This is a genomic window from Dokdonia ponticola (assembly GCF_042653865.1).
Lineage (GTDB): Bacteria > Bacteroidota > Bacteroidia > Flavobacteriales > Flavobacteriaceae > Dokdonia > Dokdonia ponticola.
In genome coordinates, this window is record NZ_JBHSFV010000003.1 from 373,551 (window position 1) to 392,634 (window position 19,084).

The following is a 19,084-nucleotide window of genomic DNA, read 5'->3' on the forward strand; positions in this document are numbered from 1 at the left end:
ATAAATAACTGGAATAAGATGTTTAGGCATTCTGTCTTTTCGCTTTAAGCGAAAAAAATTCAAAAAAAATAGGCGACATCTGTCGCCTATTTAATGATATATATATTTATAAGAAATTAGACAACACCTTGTGCCATCATAGCATCTGCTACTTTTACAAAACCAGCAACGTTAGCTCCTTTTACATAATCAACGTATCCATCTTCTTCTGTACCGTATTTTACACACGCTTCATGAATATCTAACATGATTCCGCGTAATTTTTCGTCTACTTCTTCTGCGGTCCAGTTGTATCGTAAACTGTTCTGGGACATTTCTAATCCTGAGGTAGAAACTCCACCTGCGTTAGACGCTTTCCCTGGTGAAAAAAGGATTTTCGCTTTGTGAAAAACTTCAATAGCTTCTGGAGTAGAAGGCATGTTGGCTCCTTCGGCTACACAAATACATCCGTTTTCAACCAATGTTTTTGCAGCTTCTTGATCTAGTTCATTTTGAGTAGCACACGGAAGTGCAACATCACAGGTAATACCCCAAGGCTTTTCACCTTCGTGGTATTCGGCAGACGGGTATTTGTCAAGATATTCCTTGATTCTTCCACGACGTACATTTTTGATTTCCATAACGTGCGCAAGCTTTTCAGCATCAATCCCGTCTTTATCATGTATGAAACCTCCAGAATCAGAAAGTGTTACCACTTTTCCTCCAAGTTGTGTTGCTTTTTCAGCAGCATATTGTGCTACATTTCCAGATCCAGAAATAACAACTGTTTTTCCTTCAAAAGACTCATCTCTTGTTTTAAGCATGCTTTCTGCAAAGTATACATCTCCATATCCTGTAGCTTCAGGGCGGATTAATGATCCTCCGTATGAAAGACCTTTTCCAGTAAGCACACCCGTAAACTCATTACGAATACGCTTATATTGCCCAAATAAGTATCCTATCTCACGACCTCCTACACCAATATCTCCAGCTGGCACGTCTGTGTTAGGGCCTATATGACGAGCTAACTCTGTCATAAAGCTTTGACAAAAACGCATTACCTCTGCATCAGACTTTCCTTTTGGATCAAAGTCTGACCCTCCTTTTCCACCACCCATAGGGAGTGTTGTAAGGCTATTTTTAAAGACTTGCTCAAATCCTAAAAATTTAAGAATACTTAAATTAACAGAAGGGTGGAAACGTAAGCCACCTTTGTATGGACCTATTGCACTGTTAAATTCTACCCTGTAACCACGATTTACTTGAGTGTCTCCATTGTCATCTGTCCAAGCTACTCTGAAGATGATAGTACGCTCTGGCTCTACCATACGTTCCAAAAGCTTTTGACCTTGATATTTTGGATTTTTTTCAATAAATGGAATCACCGTTTCTGCAACTTCTTGAACGGCTTGCATGAATTCGGTTTCATTTGGATTGCTTTTAGCAACGTAATCGACAAAGTTTTTAATGCTGTCTGACATATCTTTTTAGTATTAGATAATTTATATATTAAAAATGCGTTTCTAATAGGGTACAAATATAATGTATCCTGAAAATTCCGTCGGTTTTTTTTTGAAATTCATAATAATAATGTGATTTGATTAAAAAAAACGATGAAATTTTAAAGCTATAGCTTTAAAATTTCGCTGTTAGTCTAGATTTTATATATTTGTTAAAGTCTCAAATTACCTATAATTCATGAAAGCCAGATACCTACTCTTGGCAATTTTATCAATTTGCTTTGCTCAACAGGAGCTGAAAGCGCAACTAGGCTTTTCCCATGAAGTCGGCGTTATCACTGGTCCCGTGGCATTTCAATCTGATTTTGGATTGCGAAACAACTTTGATACCAACAGCGGAAACGTGGGCTTTGGAATTGGAATTGTACACTACTTAAACTTTGCTTATAGAGCAGATTGTAACTGCTATTCTAAGGATACTTACTTTAATGATCACTTCAAAGTACGTAACGAAATAGACTATCACGTCACAAATCTTGACCATTTTGGAGAAGAATCTGAAGATAATGACTTAGGAGGCTTACAACTCAGAAGTCATAAAGGAAAAGCACAAGTTTTTGAAATAGGAACTCAATTAGAATACTTTCCTATGAGTATTAGAGATTTTACGGCAGGCGCATATAGAGTCGCACCTTATGTAAGTCTTGGAGTTCATTTTGTCTCTTATAATCCAGAAGCTACTTCAGATTTGGGTCCTATTGACGGGCAATTTATAAATCCTTTTACAGGTGAACTTGCTCCTACTATTTTTTCAGGGTTTTTGCCAGGAGAAGGTAAAAACGGAGGTATTGATGATAGCCCTGGTTCTACTTGGGCGATTACCTGGAGCGCAGGTGCGCGATACAAGCTATCTCCACTTAGTGATTTGGTGCTAGATGCAAGATGGCATTATTATACTTCAAACTGGGTAGATGGATTAAATCCTGACCCTAGACCTGTAAACCGAGCCAATGACTGGATATTCTGGTTAAATTTTGGATATATCTATTATTTAGAATAAAATAGCAGAGGGTACGCTTTCGCGAAAGCATACCACAAAAACATATAGATGGCTTTCAAATTGAATTTGGAGGCCATTTTCTTTTGCGAGTAAAACGCAGTTTTTATACAGTTACTAAGGAATGAGTTTGAAAAATGGGTCAAACTCCTTCTGTCTTTAGTGTAAGGTAAGGCTTAGTGCTTCGAAGCTTTTTTGGAAATAAAAAACCTATGTTCCACAGAAAGCATCAAAAATATCTTCAAAAATCAATATCAAATAGAGCATAGAATACACAGAGGTTTTGACAAATTTATGACAAATCCATATCTGAATTAATAACATACCTATCCTATTCTGCTAAACCTAATAGCAACAATAATAATGTATAAACAATAAAAGAAGATCAAATCAAACTCACGTTATTTTGTGAAAACGGTCTAATAATTACAATTAATTTACTTTATATTTACGTTAACGTAACATTAAATAAAGACAGATTTGAATTACGGATTTTACGATATTCTACAACTTTTTGGGTCATTAGGCCTTTTCTTATTCGGAATGAAGGTGATGAGCGATGCGCTTATGAGACTAGCAGGAGATAAGATGAGAAAGATATTGGCGACAATGACTTCCAATAGATTTTTGGGGATATCCACCGGGTTTTTTATCACATCGATTATTCAGTCTTCCTCTGCTACCACCCTAATGGTGGTTAGTTTTTCAAATGCATCCCTATTGACACTAACCGAATCAATAAGCGTTATCATGGGTGCAAATATTGGAACCACCATTACCGCTTGGCTAATTACCCTTCTTGGGTTTAAGGTTAGTATGAGTTCTATTGCATTGCCCTTGGTTGGATTGGGTTTTGCCTTCACTTTTTCTAAGAAAGAAAATATGAAGAATTGGGGAGGGTTTATCATTGGATTTGCCATTTTATTCATTGGATTACAGTTTTTAAAAGATGCAGTGCCCGATATTAAACAAAATCCTGAGATTCTTGAGTTTTTAACGAGGTATACCGATTTAGGCTTTTGGTCTGTTTTGTTGTTTTTGTTTATAGGAACCTTATTGACTATAATTATTCAGTCTTCAAGTGCAACTATGGCGCTTACGTTAATTATGACGGCTCAGGGTTGGATTCCTTTTCCTCTGGCTGCTGCGATGGTTTTAGGAGAAAATATTGGTACTACTATTACTGCAAATTTAGCTGCTATTGTGGCTAACTATCACGCAAAGCGAACTGCAAGGGCTCATTTAATTTTTAATATCTTAGGCGTTATTTGGGTTTTGGTGTTGTTTTACCCTTTCTTAAAATTTATTGAATGGTTAGTATCGCTGACAGGCTCTGAATCACCCTACCTCAGTGCCGCAGCCATCCCTGTTGCGTTATCCCTATTTCATACCACTTTTAATATTACAAATACTTTTCTTTTGGTATGGTTTATTAAACCTATTGCAGGTATTGTAGAAAGATTTGTTCCTGCCCGAATAGAACCTGAGAAAGAAATTGATGAGCCAAAGTATTTGAGTAAGGCAGTAATGAAATACCCAGAGACCTTGATAGTGTCGTTGGTTAATGAATCTAAATACTTGTACGAAAACGCTATTTTTGAAATTGTTACCCATGGATTGAACATTCATAGAGAAGATATAAAATCTGATTTACGAGCTAAAAAAATTGTCAAACAATCCAAAGAAGATTTTAAGGCAGATGTTCGGGATATGTATTACAGAAAAGTGAAATCTATTTATGGAGAAATCATACGGTATGCAACTACAGGACAAAGCACCTTACAAGTCACAAAAAGTCAAAATGACAGAATATCCCAAATAAAGATTGCAAATCGATTAATGGTGGAAATTATTCGCGATGTAAGAGAGTTAAATAGAAATGTCTCCCAATACCTATTTTCTGAGAACAAACATATGGTTAAGGAGTATAATAAATTTCGCAAGAAATTAGTCAAAGTACTTCGTGTAATTTATTTATTTAGAACACAAGAGGAAACAGGAAGAGAGCAATATTATGCCAAACTTCTTAAACTTAAAAATGAAGCCAAAGAGGCAAGGAATCAAAGCAGTAAATCAATTGACAAGCTTATACGAGAAAACTTGATTACGGTAGACATGGCCTCTTCCTTAGTAAATGACAATGACAATGTAAATGATATCATCAAACACCTGATAGAAGTCGCCGAATTCTTATACGTAGAAAAGGATTCATTGATAGAGAATGGAAAAGAGCAAAAAACCCAAGATGAGGTCGCCGTTTGATATCCTTTACAGCCTATTATTCATCTGATTTGAGCATCTCTTTGGAACGATTATGTTCGGCGTAGTATAAATTCAAAATATTCATATTAGCCAAAATCAAATCTTTGGTTTCTAGTAAAATACTAAAATAAAGCGTTGTGTTTTTAGGACTTGATTCTTCCGTTCGTGTACGTTCTACTTGTTTTTGTATGGACTGTTGAACACTATCAAGTAATAATTGTTTTTCTTCAATGATGTCGGGCACTATTTCTTGGAAGTTTCGTGAATCGAATATTGCTCTTATTTCTCCGAAAAGGTGAACTAATTTTTCATTGATGTCCAGCAACTCTTCAGCTTGTTTTTTCTTTAGAGCTTTATGGTTATTGTTCACGTGTTTATGACTTACTTTTGCAATTAAACTTGCAGATTGTGCCACATCTTGTATACTACCAATCACATCGATATAAAATTTACTCGCTCCCAAATACGAATCATCGAGATCTTTGATAAAGTAAAAGATATCATTTTGTAATTCCTCAATTTCAGATTCAAGTTTGATAACGGTAAGTTTGGCCTTTTTCAAGGCATCCAAATCTTGATTTATTAAACCATTTATAGTGACTTGGCTTATTTTACTTACCCTTTTAAGTGCTTTAGAGATATTATCTGCACTTTCTTCTATAACGCCGTGAATAGAATTACTTTCTGCCTTATTCAGGCTGTCTTCAGCTTTAACAGCTTTAGATCTTTTGTTATGGCTAATATAATTACGCGCTAAAAGAAAAACTGCCAAAAGCAACAATATTGCAATCATTGTTCCTCCTCCAAGATATATTAAGTATGCAACTGTGCCTGCTGCAATAAAGGCACTAATAGCCGTAAAAAACCAGCCTCCAATTACATTTAACACCCCAGCAACCCGATAAACAGCACTTTCGCTACCCCAAGCCCTATCTGCAAGTGAAGTACCCATGGCCACCATAAATGTAACGTACGTAGTTGACAAAGGAAGTTTCATTGAAGTGGCAATAGAAATCAAAACACTGGCAACCATTAGGTTTACTGCAGCACGCACCATGTCAAACGCAGGTAGCTCGTGTGTCTTACCTTGCTGTAATTCAATAACAGGTTTTTCAAATTGCTTTTCTATTTTCCCTTGAATTGACTTGGGAATAACAGTTGCCGTATATTTAGATGCAAGAATAGCAAGACGCACTAAATTTCGTGATAAAAAGTTAGGTTCAAAACGTTCATGGGTCTCTGATTGGCTTGAAAGGTCAATCGAAGTCTTAACGACTCTTTTTGCTTTACTTGAAAACCAGAGTGTCAAAACCATGATAAAACCTGCGAATAATAGAAGTAATGTTGGGGTAGGTACTTTGCTAGCTAAAACATCCATAGGAAATTCGCTTGCAGGTATACCCGAGGCCAACCATGCCTCGTAGGATTGCCAAGCGGCGATTGGGACCCCAATAAAATTCACCAAGTCATTACCAGCAAATGCCAATGCTAGAGCAAATGTACCCACAGCAATAATAAGTTTATAAATATTCTTTTTTAGAAATTTAACGAAGATATAGGATAGCAAGGTCCAAATAACAAAGCTTATAGTAATAATTAGGGCAGTTCTACCTTCTATTAAAGGCTTAATCTCTGTGTAGTAGTCAGTCCCTTTTAAGCCTTTTATAAAAATAAAATAGGTTATGGCCGCCAAAGCGATACCTCCGAAAATGGCTCCAAACCATTTTGATTTTCTTTCAAAATTAAAAGAAAGCAAAGCTCGTGAAACATATTGTACGAGTACCCCTACGGAAAATGCAACAACTACGGAAAGCAGAATACCCAAGATAATTTCTATTGCCTTTTCGGTATTAATGTAGTTGTAAACATCTGAAAAAGAACCATTATCTGCTCCAATTTTTATAAAGGATATTACTACAGCGGCACCCAATAATTCAAAAACAATAGAAACTGTCGTAGATGTTGGCATTCCAAGCGTGTTGAAAAAATCTAACAACAGGATATCTGTAATCATTACCGCCATAAAAATGATCATGATTTCGTCAAAATAAAATTCGCCAGGGACAAAAATTCCTTTTCTGGCAACTTCCATAAGTCCACTTGAAAAAACGGCGCCGATAGCAATTCCTAGACTTGCTACAATCATCATAGATTTGAACGAAATCGCTTTGGAACCTATAGCAGAATTCAAAAAATTAACAGCATCATTACTAACTCCAACAACTAGATCGGCGATAGCCAAAACGGCAAGCGCAATTATCATTAAAAAGTAAATGTTATCCATAATTAAAATGAGTTGGTACAAACTATAAATATGAAAAAATCAATTTACATGGTATATGATTAATGTCATATTATAGATGAGCGTTTATTTGAAATGGCTACACATAAAACTATTGGTGACCAAAAATCAATGATCAATAGGGGGTATAAGATACAGAAGTTTTGACAGCTTCATAACTAAGCACATATCTGGACCAATGAGTATATTCTTTTTATATAACGAAAGCTAATATCGATATGAGTAGTATATAAAAATAGAAGAAGATTAAATCGAATTCGCTTTAACCTAATGCCTGTTTTATATCTTCGATTAAATCATCTATATCTTCAATACCTATACTTAAACGAATTAAAGAATCTTTAACACCTATTTTTTCGCGTTCCTTTTTAGGAATGGATGCATGGGTCATAGATGCAGGATGGCCTGCAAGAGATTCTACACCTCCAAGACTTTCAGCCAACGTAAAAATCTTTAATTTCTCTACAACCTTTACGATTTCTTCATAAGAATCTTCTTTGGTTGTAAATGAAACCATACCTCCAAAATCTCTCATTTGTTCTTTTGCTATTTGGTGATTAGGATGATCTTCAAAACCTGGCCAATATACCTTGTCGACTTTAGGATGTGTTTTTAAGAAATAAGCAATTGCTTTTCCGTTTTCACAGTGTCGTTGCATCCGTACGTGCAATGTTTTTATACCCCTTAATGCAAGAAAACTATCTTGAGGGCCACATATAGCACCACTAGCATTTTGAATAAAATAAAGTCTCTTAGAGAGTTCTTGATCTTTAACAACAAGTGCCCCCATCACAAGATCACTATGTCCACCTATATATTTTGTGGCACTGTGCATGACAATATCTGCACCCAAGTCTAAAGGTTGTTGCAAATACGGTGTTGCAAACGTATTATCTACAGCAAGAAGAAGATTATGTTTTTTTGCGACGGCTGCCACCGCTTTAATATCTATAATATTCATCATTGGGTTTGTGGGAGTCTCTACCCAAATAAGTTTTGTTTTTTCGGTTACGTACGCTTCGATATTGCGTGCGTTTTCCATACCAATAAAGTGAAAGGTGATCCCAAAGTCTTCAAATATTTTTGTAAATAGACGATACGTTCCACCGTATAAGTCATTAGTAGAAATGACTTCATCACCTGCCTTGAGTAATTTTATAACAGCATCGATGGCGGCAAGTCCAGAACCAAAGGCAAGTCCGTAATGTCCATTTTCAATACTTGCAAATGCATTTTCTAGTGCATGTCTAGTAGGGTTGTGTGTTCTACTGTACGCATATCCTTTGTGGCCTCCGGGTGTAGATTGTGCATAGGTAGATGTTTGATATATGGGAGGCATTACAGCATTATAGGCTTTGTCATTTTCTTGACCTCCATGTATTGTTTTGGTATTAAATTTCATAGATAATGTATAAGATATTTATAATGTGAGGTCTTTATGCAAACGCACAATTTTCTTTCTCTTTAAAAATACAATTAAACAAGTCTTTGAGCAAAGCAATTATTAAAGTTTGTTGTATGTATTATAGATCTTTTATTATGAGGTATATACGTTATTTGCTTTCGCGAAAGCGAATAAGAAATTTATCATTTCTAGAACAGGGAAGCAGTTTTTCAAATAATGAATTTTATAGAAGTTTACAAAAAGTAAAGCCGTATAATTATACTATTACAGTAGCATGTATACAATGTAAATAGATAAATAGGTCAAAAATTGACTTAACGCTTGATCCAATGTTAATATTGTAACTTTTTCGCAAAATATTATGTTATATGCCGATCAATAAGTGTCACTTGTCGAAAATATCTTGAATTTTTCTTAAAAAAGATTCAAAGTATATATCTTTTTACTCGGCATTTTAATACGAATTCACTTTTAAAAACAAACCAAACATGAAAAAAATTACATTATTACTATGTCTTTTTGCTGTCGCGGCATTTGGGCAAAACCCTCTGACTCTTCAGGAGTATGTAGACGCTGGTTTACATAATGGGGTAAGAACTGTAGAAAAACCAGAAGGACATGTTGCTTCCATTCAAGCTAGAGGGGCAAACGTTACTGTTTTTGATGACAGAGTTGACTATTTAGCCAACTGTTCAGATGGAGCATTATTAACATTAGAAGATTTTGCAGGTGGTCCAGGAGCACTTATAGGATGTGGTGAAATCTTAAGTTCAGCAGGTGATACTTGCTATCCTGCGGGTGAATTACAAGAAGGATTTGAAATTACTGCAAGCACACCTGGTAACATAACGGTATATTTAGACCCAAATGATGGTTTTGGTACTGTAGATCCGGCAGTAGGGTCTAATACATTTGCTGATTTTACGATTGTTACCTTTACTGGGGTTGATCCAGTAACTAGTACAGGATTTGATTTATACTCTCTTGTAGGTGGATCTAGTGTTGATATTAGAGTAATCGGAGAAGGTGGGTTAATAGATACGGTAACAGTAGATGTTAGTACGACAGGGCCTGTATTTGTAGGTATTTTAGCAGCAGAAACTATCGTAAGCCTAGAAATAGAAGATCTTACTCAAGCTAATGTAGAGCTTATCGCTCAGTTTTTATATGGTAGCTGTGCACCACCACCACTTAATGATGATCCAGAAACTGCAGCAAATTTAACTGTAGGTGTTGTTTTTGAAGATAATCCTGTTATTGCAGATAATACAGAAGCAACGGCAACTATGATAGATGATCCTTCTTGTGGAAACTTTACAGAAGCAGATTTATGGTACACGTTTACAGTGCCAGACAGTGGTTCTGTAAGTGTAGAATCTCAAGAAGATGATGGTTCTATTACAGATACGGCTATCAGTATTTATGAAGGAACGCCTGGAGCACTTGTTGAAGTAGTTTGTAATGATGATGGAGGAATAGGCTTATTTTCTTTAGCAGAAGTAGAAGGACGTACTCCTGGAGAAGTGCTTTATGCACGTGTATGGGAGTGGAATGGAGGATCTCTGGGAACTTTCCAGATGTCAGCATATGATACACCTCCACCTGTAAATGATGATCCTGAAGGAGCTATTGCATTAACGGTTGGTTCTGTTTTTACTGATTTTCCTGTAACAGCTTCTAATGTAAGTGCTACAGATACTGCTATAGATGATCCTTCTTGTGGAAACTATGGTGGAGCAGATGTTTGGTTTACTGTTGCAGTACCAAGTACTGGACAAGTATCAATTGAAGTTGATACAGCAGGTGGTATCACTGATACAGGAATGTCTATATATAGTGGAGAAATAGGTGCTTTAGTTGAAATTGAATGTGACGATGACGACGGAAATGGCTTATTTTCTTTAGTAGATTTAATTGACCAAGAAGGAGGAGCAACTCTTTACATTCGCGTATGGGAATGGGGAGGCGGAGGCTTCGGACCTTTCCAAATTGCTGCGTATAGTGATTGTGCTGTAGATGGTGGTGAAATTGCTTTACCAAATGGAGCAACTGAAGCTGCTTTTTGTATAGATGGTGGAGCAGATGCTGTAGACGCTACTCTTAGTGGTATGGTAACAGGTATGAATTCGCAATGGGTAATTACAGATACTGCGGGCATTATATTAGACTTACCAGCGCCTCCACCTTTTGACTTAACTGGACTAGGTGTTGGAAACTTCTTATTATGGCATCTTAGTTTTGACGATGGATTAACAGGAGCTACTGTAGGTGAAAGTGCAGGAGATTTAATGGGATGTTTTGATTTATCAAACCCAATAGCTGTTGAACTTGTTGATGAAGGCGGACCTTGTGAAGTATGTGATTATACCCTTGAAATGAATGATTCTTTCGGTGACGGATGGAATGGAGCGATTATGGATGTTCTTGTAGATGGCACTGTTGTCTTAGATGATGTTTCCCTAGATGATGATCCTAATAATAACGGAGTACAAGGATTCCTTTCATTCCCAGTAAACAGTACAGCAGATGTAACAACTGTATTTGTTGATGGAGGAGGATTCCCAGGAGAAGTTTCTTACAGAATACTAGACGCAGAAGGAAATGAAGTAGGAGCAGGAAACGTAGATATGAATATTGAGACAAATACGCTTATCGCAGATTGTCCTTCATGTTTTGCACCGTCTGATTTAATGGTAGATAATGTTACTGACGTTTCTGCAGATTTAAGTTGGACCGACAATAACGATCCTACGGCTCCAGATTTTACTGTAGAGTGGGGTCCAATAGGATTTGATCTAGGGACAGGAACTATGGAGACTGGAATTGCCACAACTTCTTTTACGCTTACTGGATTAGACCCAGGAACAGAATATGAATATTATGTAACAGCAAATTGTGCTGTAGACGACGTAAGTAATGTGGCGGGACCTGAACCATTTACAACAATGGCACCTCCAGGAGATTGTTCTTATACCCTAGAAATGAATGATTCATTTGGTGATGGATGGAATGGTGCGTTAATTGACGTTCTTAGAAACGGTGTTCTTGCTTTAAATGATGTTTCTCTAGATGACGATCCAAATAATGATGGTTCTCAAGGGAGCTTACAGTTTGAAATTCTTCCAGGTGATGACATCACCACAGTACTTGTAGATGGTGGAGGATTCCCAGGTGAGATTTCTTACAGAATATTAGATGCCAACTTTGTCGAGGTTGCTACTGGAGATGCTACAACAAATGTTGAGACAGGAACCGTAACAGGAGATTGCCCTACGTGTTTTGCGCCATTTAATTTAGCTGCAGGTAACTTTGCACCAGGATCTGCTGATATTTCTTGGGCTATGTCAATGAATGCATTAGGATACAACTGGGAGATTCAAGATGTAGGAGTTCCTCAAGGAGATGCAGGAGCAATTGCTGCTGGAAACACACTGATAGATACATTTGATACAGCTACTGGGCCATTTGTAGATGGTAACTTCTATACACTTTATGTTCAAGCTGGTTGTACTGTAGATGATTTCAGTATTTATAATTCAGTTGATTTCTTATACTTCTTACCACCAGCAAATGATGATTGTGAAAATGCGATCGAAGTTTTCTGTGGTGATACCGTAACAGGAGCAACAACAAATGCGAATGATTCAGGATCAAACGCTGCTCCTGATGTATTCTACACCTATACAACACCAGATACAGCACAGAATGTAACTTTATCATTTTGTGATGGTGCAACAGATTATGATTCTTTTGTTCGTGTATTTGATGATGGCTGTGGTTTAATAAGTGAAATTGCTTTTAACGATGATACTTGTGGATTACAATCTGAAGTTACCTTTACAGCAACTGTAGGAAATACGTATACAATTATGGTAGAAGGATTTGGATCAGGCTCAGGTAACTACTCAATGGCAGTTACATGTGAAGAAGCTTTATCTACCGATGATAATACGTTAGAAGGATTTAGTTTCTACCCTAATCCAGCACAAGATGTAATTACTTTAGATGCAAGAACTGCTATCGAAGATGTTACTATCTTTAACCTATTAGGTCAGAAAGTACTACAACAAAAAGTAGATGGAGTATCTAACTACCAATTAAATGTAAGTTCAATGGCAAAAGGAGCATACCTAATGCAAGTGACTACAAATGGTAAAGTAGGAGTATACAGAGTTCTTAAGATGTAATACACATCATTCTTAGTATAAAAAGAAACCCATCACTGGAAACAGTGATGGGTTTTTTAATGCATTAAAATGGATATATAGATGACACAGGTAAACCTTAAGTATCTTTGACAGCCATAAAGAAACCCTATGTATTACTGTTGGTCTCTAAATGACTAACAATTAAGTCTTATATCTCACGTCTTAGTCTTGTGTAACTAAATCTGTAATCTATTGTCTTTAAATAGCTCTGATTAATGCCATCGCATAACCAAGGTGTAATCCTTCATGAAAATTATTAAAAGCAATCGCATCTTCTACCTTATGAAGAGTACCTCCACTAGTGCTTAACGTATAGGTTTTAAACTTAGTAAAAATACCCCTTTCATAATCTTGTTCGAGTCTAGTTATTGTAGAGAATAATAAGGATTTGATTTCATTTATTTCTTCTACCGTAGCAGGCTTTTCAGGCTTGGTTCCTTTTTTATAATGGTCAATAATATGTTTTGGAACTTGAATGTCTTCTCCAGACAACCCATATACCAATAATTGTTGTGTCGCTATAGTGTGTCCAACATTCCATAGAACATTGTTATTATATCCTTTAGGAATAGTTGTGAGTTGCTCAGGAGTGAGTCTCTCCATGAGGTTATACAATAATTTTCGGTTTTTTTTACAAATATCAAAGTCGTAAAGCATGGCGTGAATTTTTTATTAAAAGTAGCTTATTTCGTAATAAATGACCGAATTTTGCTATGTAAACCTTATAAACTTTTGTCGCTTTGAAAAAAATATACCATCTCTCCACGTGTAATACCTGCCAACGCATTATCCAAGAAATTAACCCAAGTAGTGATGTCCAATTACAAGACATAAAAACAGAGACTATTACAAAAGATCAATTGGAGGCTATGTACGCCCTTACGGGAAGCTATGAAACACTTTTTAGTAAAAGAGCACAACTATACCGCCAGCGTAATTTGAACGAACAGACACTTTCTGAGGAGGATTATAAAAACCTCATCTTAGAGCACTACACGTTTCTAAAAAGACCCGTGATGCTGGTAGACAACCAAATCTTTGTTGGAAATAGCAAAAAAGTAGTAGCACAGGCCGTAGAAGCTTTTAACTAATATGAATAAGCGTCACTTAGCCTTCTTAGCAGCGTTTGGCGCCAGTTTTATTTATGGGGTCAACCATACACTTGCAAAAGATGTAATGCCTACTTACATTGAAGCTTATGGTTTCATTATGTTGCGGGTGCTCGGAGCAGCCGTCTTGTTTTGGATCACAAGCCTATTCTTTCCTACAGAAAAGATAGATCGTAAAGATTGGATACGTTTTGTGCTTTGTGCATTTTTTGGAATGACCCTTAATATGCTCATGTTCTTTAAAGGACTACAATTATCTACCCCCATAAACAGTAGTGTGGTTATTACATTGTCTCCTGTTATTTTACTTGTCTTATCTGCTATTTTTTTAAAAGAAAAAATTACGTGGCTCAAAGGCTTTGGAATTGGTATTGGGTTAATAGGCGCATTGGTGTTAATTCTTTTTGGTTCAAAAACACAAGAAAACGCCCCTAATATCCCTTTAGGAAACATGCTTTTTATTGTAAATGCTACAGCCTATTCGGTGTATTTAATTCTTGTAAAACCGCTTACAGTAAAATATTCTTCAATTACATTAATGAAGTGGTTTTTCTTAATAGCAGTTTTTACAAACATGCCCGTAGCGTTGCCACAATTTCTTGAAGTGAAATGGACAACCCTTCCATTATCAGTCATTGGAGTGATGACTTTTGTGGTAGTCGGAACGACGTATCTTACTTATTTGTTTAATGTTTTTGCGTTGCGCACGCTCAAGCCCTCCACCATAGGCGCATTTATTTATCTACAGCCTCTCATAGCGACATTAGTGGCTATTATATTGGGTGCAGATACCCTTACGGGAATACGTATTTTTGCGGCAGCCTTGATCTTCTTAGGGGTTTATTTAACAACAAAACGTAAAGCATCTGGTTATTGAGTACTATAGAAGTAACATATTACCCTTCTGTACAAGAAGTTCCAGAGGATGTCTTTACGGACTTATCTTGTGAAAATACACTCTATTTTACACGTGATTTTCTTGAAGCATTTGAGTTCGCAAACGCTAAGATAGAATACTGCTATTTGGTGCTTTCTCAAAATAAAATTATCGTAAGTTTAGCCATTTTGCAATGTATGAGCGTTGCAATAGATAATGCTCAGGAACACCTTCCCTTTTCAGAGCGTATAGCCCGTTCTTTACAATGTTATATAAGCGCTCGCAAAATACATACAATGGTTTGTGGAAATGTGTTTCTAAGCGGAAATTACGGCGTGATCATAAAAGAAGGGATACCCCAAGAGCCTATTTATAATAAAATAGCGCAAGAGATAAAAACGGTCCCGACCCAAAAGAAAGCCTCTGTCTTCTTTTTTAAGGACTTTGTAGATCAAGACCTTCCTGTGGTTTCTGAAATAGAAAAACACCAATTTCAGTCGTTTGCGGTGGAGCCTAATATGCGTCTTCAATTACGTGAAGCATGGACAGATTTTGATGCCTATAAAGCATCCTTAAAATCAAAGTATCGTGTAAAAATCAATAAAGCAGATAAAAAAAGCGCCGTCTTGAAGATTCGTTCTTTTGAAGCAGAAGATATTGATACCTATCGTAATGATCTACAACAACTTTACAGCAATATCACAGATCGAGCATTATTTAAAACCATAGATCTGGAGATAGAGACGTATCGATTATTGAAAATACGCTTTCGCGAAAGCGTACTCATAACCACCTACTGGATGGAGAACCAAATGGTAGGGTTTGCCACTGCGTTTAAAGTTAACAACCAACTAGACGCCCATTTTATAGGAATTGATTATACCCGTAATAAAGAGCTGTCTATCTACCCTAGAATTTTAAATGACTACGTCCGCTTGGGGATTGAAATGAAGGTAGATGAAGTTAATTTTGGAAGAACCTCCTCAGAAATTAAAAGTACACTGGGTGCTCAGGCAGAAGATCTTACCTGTTACGTAAAACACAGAAGAACAGTTGCCAACCTTTTATTTAAGCCACTTGTTAGACAAATTAAGATGAAAACGTATAAACAGCACACGCCTTTTAAATCCTAAAAACCCATCAAAAAATATACTTTGTTTGACATAATCGCTTTGAAAAGTGTATTTAGATGTTTACTTTTAAACAAAGTAAGTGGTTGTACTTGATGTACTTAAAATTGAATCAAATGGAAACGAAAGAAATCGCAGAAAAATTAGTCAGTTGGTGTAATAAAGGAGATTATGGTAGTTGTTATCAAAACCTGTATAGCCCAAATATCGTTAGTATCGAGCCAAAAGGAGCTCAAATGGAACAGGTACAAGGCATGGAAGCCGTCGCTCAAAAAGGAGCTTGGTGGGAAGAAACATTTGAAGTGCATAGTAGTACTGTAAGCGAGCCTATTGTAGCAGATAATTGGTTTTCTGTGCGTTTTGATATGGATACAACACATCGTCCAAGCGGACACCGCTCACAATCTTCCGAAATAGCCGTATATGAAGTAAAAGATGGTAAGATCGTAAAAGAACAATTCTTTTATGATATGCCAGCAGGATAGGGTATACACAGCCTCAAATATTAAAATATGCTATAGTATAGTTACGTAGTATCTTATTGATCTAAATGCACAGGTGTTTGTCCATGTGCTCTCATGTCTTCTTTGGTAAGTATTTTATAGTCAGGTGTTTTTGGTGCATTCTCAAACATGGGTAATAGCGATTCAGGAAGACCACATAATTTGCGGGTTGTGAGATCTATCCAGCCGCCTTGCATCGTCCCTCTTGCGATATTACGCCCTTTATGATCGTAAAAATTATGTACAAACTTAAAAAACATCCCATCAGGGCTATTCCCACCTAATTCAAAACTCACACGAATAGGCTTTCCTTGAAAAGCTTCCTTAAAAAAGAATAATTGCTCATGAAAAATAACAGGGCCAATATTGTGAATAACCATTTCTTTCTGACTTAGTCCATTTTCTATCAGAAATCCCATTCGGGTGTGACTCATAAAATTTACATAAGCACTATTAGCCAGATGTCTATTGGCATCTATATCACTCCACCGGATATCAAATTCTTTAAAGTACATGTATGACTGTTTTGTATGCTTTAACGCTGCGCTCTCCCTGCGATCGTGAATCGCACAAGTTCGCTTTCGCGAAAGCGTATAATAAAGCTATAAAAATACATAGAACCTAGGGAAGACAAACAGGAAATGCTATAATAATTTATGATTTGGTCTTTGAGCGCCTTAAAACTATTTGAGTGATGAATCCTTTTGATTCCTGAGTGTCAAATGCGTATTTTTAACCCTCACTGAGAAATCGATTAGACTCCATAAATGCCATTAATCACATCTAAATTTCGTGCCAGCGGACTTTTTAAAAACACGCATTTTTCCACTATTTATTCTGCAAAAATTAGGCAGGTAAGAGGCGTACATCAGGATCGAGAGCGCATAGAGCTACCCGATGGAGATTTTTTGGATATCGATTGGTCATATTCGCTTTTGCCTGATGGTGACGGAGGTTCGCGAAAACAAACTCAAAACGTAGCCCTCCTTTTTCATGGTCTAGAAGGAAATGCACAGCGCACCTATATGCTGGCAATGGCAAAATTACTGACGCAACATGGGTATGATGTGGCGGCAGTCAATTTTAGAGGATGTAGCGGAAGTGATAATCGGTTATATCGATCCTACCACAGTGGAGAGACGGATGATATGCGTTTTGTGATACAAAATATCGCAGCGCGAGACAGGTATACAAACATTTTTTTATACGGCGTAAGCTTAGGTGGAAATGCCTTACTGAAATACGCAGGTGAAAAAAAAGAAATTCCTTCTCAAGTAAAGGCCATAGCAACGGTAGGAGTTCCTGTAGATTTAAAAGCGTCGCTAGAGCAATTAAATTATAGCGAGAATTGGGTCTATCGTACTTCTTTTCTTTTAGATTTAAAAAGTAAGTACCGCAAGAAAATGCAGAAGTTCCCAGAAATAATGACACCAGAGATTTATCGTACGATCAAAACACTTAAAGATTTTGATGACGTGTATACCGCTCCTGCTCATGGGTTTAAAAACGCATTAGACTACTATGAGAAAGCTAGTAGTTATGAATTCCTTCCAGAAATTACGCTTCCTACACTCATTTTAAATGCAAGAAATGATTCTTTTTTACACGGACATTGTTATCCAGATATATATGCTGCACAGTCAAAAAGTCTCTTCTTAGAAATCCCTAAAAACGGTGGACACGTTGGGTTTTATAAACCAGGTGATTTTTATTACAGTGAGTTGCGGTGTCTAGACTTTTTTGAGGAAACTGTGGAGTAAAATAAGGAAGTTTAGTATCTTCGAAGTTCTATTAGTTTAAAAGATTGAAAAAATGAAAATATCACGAATTTTAATGGTACTTGCTCTTGGCCTATTGGTAAGTTGTGGAGGTGAAACCAAAGAAGAAAAAAAGGAAAGTGTAAAAATAGGAGGTGCAAAGACTGAAAAAAAGAAGGATGATTCTAAGGTGAATTTAGCACTTTCAGGCAATGACTTGATGCAGTTTGATAAGAATGAGTTTACAGTAAAAGCAGGTCAAGAAGTAACGCTTACGCTAAGACATATTGGAAAGATCGATATCAAGGTAATGGGGCATAATTTTGTGTTGCTAAAGCCTGGCACTGCGATTCCTGCGTTCTCTGCAGCAGCAGCATCGGCTGGACAAGCAAAAGATTGGATTCCAGATGGTGGAAAAGACGTGATTGCACATACCAAAATGATAGGCGGAGGCCAATCAACCACAGTGACATTTACCGCGCCAGCTGCAGGAACCTATGATTTTATTTGTAGTTTCCCAGGACATTCTGGCTTGATGAAAGGAAAATTTATTGTGGAGTAGTTTGATTTTGAGTTAATCAAAGTAAACTTCATCTAAACAAATATATTTATCTACGTGATTTAATAATTCTTTATTTAGACCTCTAGAAAAAAATGCTAAATAGACTAGCTTACCTCTTCTAATCACCTCTTTTATAAGAGGTAGGTAGTCTCCATCACCAGCAACCAGATATAAGGTGTCAAAATTGTCATTATATAAATGTGATAATATATCAACTGTCATTTTAATAGGTAATGTGGTCAAATATAGTTGGTGGTTTTTTCGTTTAGATTGTTTATTTTGTCGGCATTGGTTCGAAGAGGAAATAAGCTCTGGTGGAGACCAACTTATGAGCAATAGAATCAATCTTATACAATAGAGAGTGACTTTCGGGTTGCTCTTTTTTTTATCTCTATTGGTTAGTCTTATGGCTAAAGAAAACTCATCGTTTTTCATTAGAAAAATGTACATACCATTTTATAAAGTTTATCCTG

Annotated in this window: 15 protein-coding genes; 9 read left to right on the top strand and 6 right to left on the bottom strand. The window is 36.6% G+C overall.

All coding sequences use genetic code 11. From position 1 onward, the window contains the following. Positions 1-116: 116 nt before the first annotated feature. Complete coding sequence (gene gdhA / locus ACFO3O_RS07950) at positions 117-1,460, bottom strand: NADP-specific glutamate dehydrogenase (RefSeq protein ID WP_379978060.1); 1,344 nt, start codon at positions 1,458-1,460, stop codon at positions 117-119. A gap of 217 nt (positions 1,461-1,677) precedes the next feature. Between gdhA and ACFO3O_RS07955 the strand changes: the two genes are divergently transcribed. Continuing rightward, positions 1,678-2,499 (top strand): THC0290_0291 family protein, encoded by an 822-nt coding sequence (locus ACFO3O_RS07955; protein WP_379978061.1) that lies wholly within the window; start codon positions 1,678-1,680, stop codon positions 2,497-2,499. Positions 2,500-2,976: 477 nt separating this feature from the next. Next, positions 2,977-4,758 carry a Na/Pi cotransporter family protein gene (locus ACFO3O_RS07960; RefSeq protein ID WP_379978062.1) on the top strand — a complete coding sequence of 594 codons (1,782 nt, stop codon included), beginning with the start codon at positions 2,977-2,979 and terminating at the stop codon, positions 4,756-4,758. Between the two features lie 16 nt (positions 4,759-4,774). Here the strand turns inward: ACFO3O_RS07960 and ACFO3O_RS07965 are convergent, their stop codons facing one another. Both ACFO3O_RS07965 and ACFO3O_RS07970 read right to left on the bottom strand, forming a co-directional pair. After that, positions 4,775-7,042 (bottom strand): inorganic phosphate transporter, encoded by a 2,268-nt coding sequence (locus ACFO3O_RS07965; RefSeq protein ID WP_379978063.1) that lies wholly within the window; start codon positions 7,040-7,042, stop codon positions 4,775-4,777. 280 nt (positions 7,043-7,322) lie between these two features. Next, complete coding sequence (locus ACFO3O_RS07970; RefSeq protein ID WP_379978064.1) at positions 7,323-8,462, bottom strand: cystathionine gamma-synthase; 1,140 nt, start codon at positions 8,460-8,462, stop codon at positions 7,323-7,325. 491 nt (positions 8,463-8,953) lie between these two features. Between ACFO3O_RS07970 and ACFO3O_RS07975 the strand changes: the two genes are divergently transcribed. Beyond that, positions 8,954-12,652, top strand: coding sequence for a T9SS type A sorting domain-containing protein (locus ACFO3O_RS07975; RefSeq protein ID WP_379978065.1), 3,699 nt, complete (start codon positions 8,954-8,956; stop codon positions 12,650-12,652). 219 nt (positions 12,653-12,871) lie between these two features. On the opposite strand, the gene ACFO3O_RS07980 is transcribed toward ACFO3O_RS07975, so the two are convergent. After that, on the bottom strand, positions 12,872-13,330 hold the full coding sequence (locus ACFO3O_RS07980) for a DinB family protein (RefSeq protein ID WP_379978066.1): 459 nt from the start codon (positions 13,328-13,330) through the stop codon (positions 12,872-12,874). Between the two features lie 83 nt (positions 13,331-13,413). On the opposite strand from ACFO3O_RS07980, the gene ACFO3O_RS07985 reads away from it, so the two are divergent. From ACFO3O_RS07985 to ACFO3O_RS08000, 4 genes are all read left to right on the top strand, one after another. Then, complete coding sequence (locus ACFO3O_RS07985) at positions 13,414-13,764, top strand: arsenate reductase family protein (protein ID WP_379978067.1); 351 nt, start codon at positions 13,414-13,416, stop codon at positions 13,762-13,764. Position 13,765: 1 nt separating this feature from the next. After that, positions 13,766-14,659 carry a DMT family transporter gene (locus tag ACFO3O_RS07990; RefSeq protein WP_379978068.1) on the top strand — a complete coding sequence of 298 codons (894 nt, stop codon included), beginning with the start codon at positions 13,766-13,768 and terminating at the stop codon, positions 14,657-14,659. Next, a complete protein-coding gene (locus tag ACFO3O_RS07995) occupies positions 14,656-15,792 on the top strand; it encodes a hypothetical protein (protein ID WP_379978069.1) in 1,137 nt (378 codons plus the stop codon). The genes ACFO3O_RS07990 and ACFO3O_RS07995 overlap by 4 nt, the downstream gene beginning before the upstream one ends. 113 nt (positions 15,793-15,905) lie before the next feature. Next, positions 15,906-16,274 (top strand): SnoaL-like domain-containing protein, encoded by a 369-nt coding sequence (locus ACFO3O_RS08000; protein ID WP_379978070.1) that lies wholly within the window; start codon positions 15,906-15,908, stop codon positions 16,272-16,274. 53 nt (positions 16,275-16,327) lie between these two features. Here the strand turns inward: ACFO3O_RS08000 and ACFO3O_RS08005 are convergent, their stop codons facing one another. Continuing rightward, a complete protein-coding gene (locus ACFO3O_RS08005) occupies positions 16,328-16,807 on the bottom strand; it encodes an acyl-CoA thioesterase (RefSeq protein WP_379978071.1) in 480 nt (159 codons plus the stop codon). 252 nt (positions 16,808-17,059) lie between these two features. On the opposite strand from ACFO3O_RS08005, the gene ACFO3O_RS08010 reads away from it, so the two are divergent. Both ACFO3O_RS08010 and azu read left to right on the top strand, forming a co-directional pair. Beyond that, positions 17,060-18,052: a YheT family hydrolase gene (locus ACFO3O_RS08010; protein WP_379978072.1), complete on the top strand. Its 993-nt coding sequence runs from the start codon at positions 17,060-17,062 to the stop codon at positions 18,050-18,052. Between the two features lie 52 nt (positions 18,053-18,104). Beyond that, a complete protein-coding gene (gene azu / locus ACFO3O_RS08015) occupies positions 18,105-18,611 on the top strand; it encodes an azurin (protein ID WP_379978073.1) in 507 nt (168 codons plus the stop codon). A 12-nt stretch (positions 18,612-18,623) separates the two neighbouring features. Here azu and ACFO3O_RS08020 read toward each other — a convergent pair whose 3' ends face one another. After that, entirely contained in the window at positions 18,624-18,854 is a 231-nt protein-coding gene (locus tag ACFO3O_RS08020; RefSeq protein ID WP_379978074.1) for an NYN domain-containing protein, read from the bottom strand. Between the last annotated feature and the right edge of the window lie 230 nt (positions 18,855-19,084).

Excerpts from the sequence above, each read along its gene's own strand:
- gdhA (WP_379978060.1), bottom strand. The coding sequence starts at position 1,460 with ATGTCAGACAGCATTAAAAACTTTGTCGATTACGTTGCTAAAAGCAAT.
- ACFO3O_RS07955 (WP_379978061.1), top strand. The coding sequence starts at position 1,678 with ATGAAAGCCAGATACCTACTCTTGGCAATTTTATCAATTTGCTTTGCT.
- ACFO3O_RS07965 (WP_379978063.1), bottom strand. The coding sequence starts at position 7,042 with ATGGATAACATTTACTTTTTAATGATAATTGCGCTTGCCGTTTTGGCT.
- ACFO3O_RS07970 (WP_379978064.1), bottom strand. The coding sequence starts at position 8,462 with ATGAAATTTAATACCAAAACAATACATGGAGGTCAAGAAAATGACAAA.
- ACFO3O_RS07975 (WP_379978065.1), top strand. The coding sequence starts at position 8,954 with ATGAAAAAAATTACATTATTACTATGTCTTTTTGCTGTCGCGGCATTT.
- ACFO3O_RS07980 (WP_379978066.1), bottom strand. The coding sequence starts at position 13,330 with ATGCTTTACGACTTTGATATTTGTAAAAAAAACCGAAAATTATTGTAT.
- ACFO3O_RS07990 (WP_379978068.1), top strand. The coding sequence starts at position 13,766 with ATGAATAAGCGTCACTTAGCCTTCTTAGCAGCGTTTGGCGCCAGTTTT.
- ACFO3O_RS08000 (WP_379978070.1), top strand. The coding sequence starts at position 15,906 with ATGGAAACGAAAGAAATCGCAGAAAAATTAGTCAGTTGGTGTAATAAA.
- ACFO3O_RS08005 (WP_379978071.1), bottom strand. The coding sequence starts at position 16,807 with ATGTACTTTAAAGAATTTGATATCCGGTGGAGTGATATAGATGCCAAT.
- ACFO3O_RS08010 (WP_379978072.1), top strand. The coding sequence starts at position 17,060 with ATGCCATTAATCACATCTAAATTTCGTGCCAGCGGACTTTTTAAAAAC.
- azu (WP_379978073.1), top strand. The coding sequence starts at position 18,105 with ATGAAAATATCACGAATTTTAATGGTACTTGCTCTTGGCCTATTGGTA.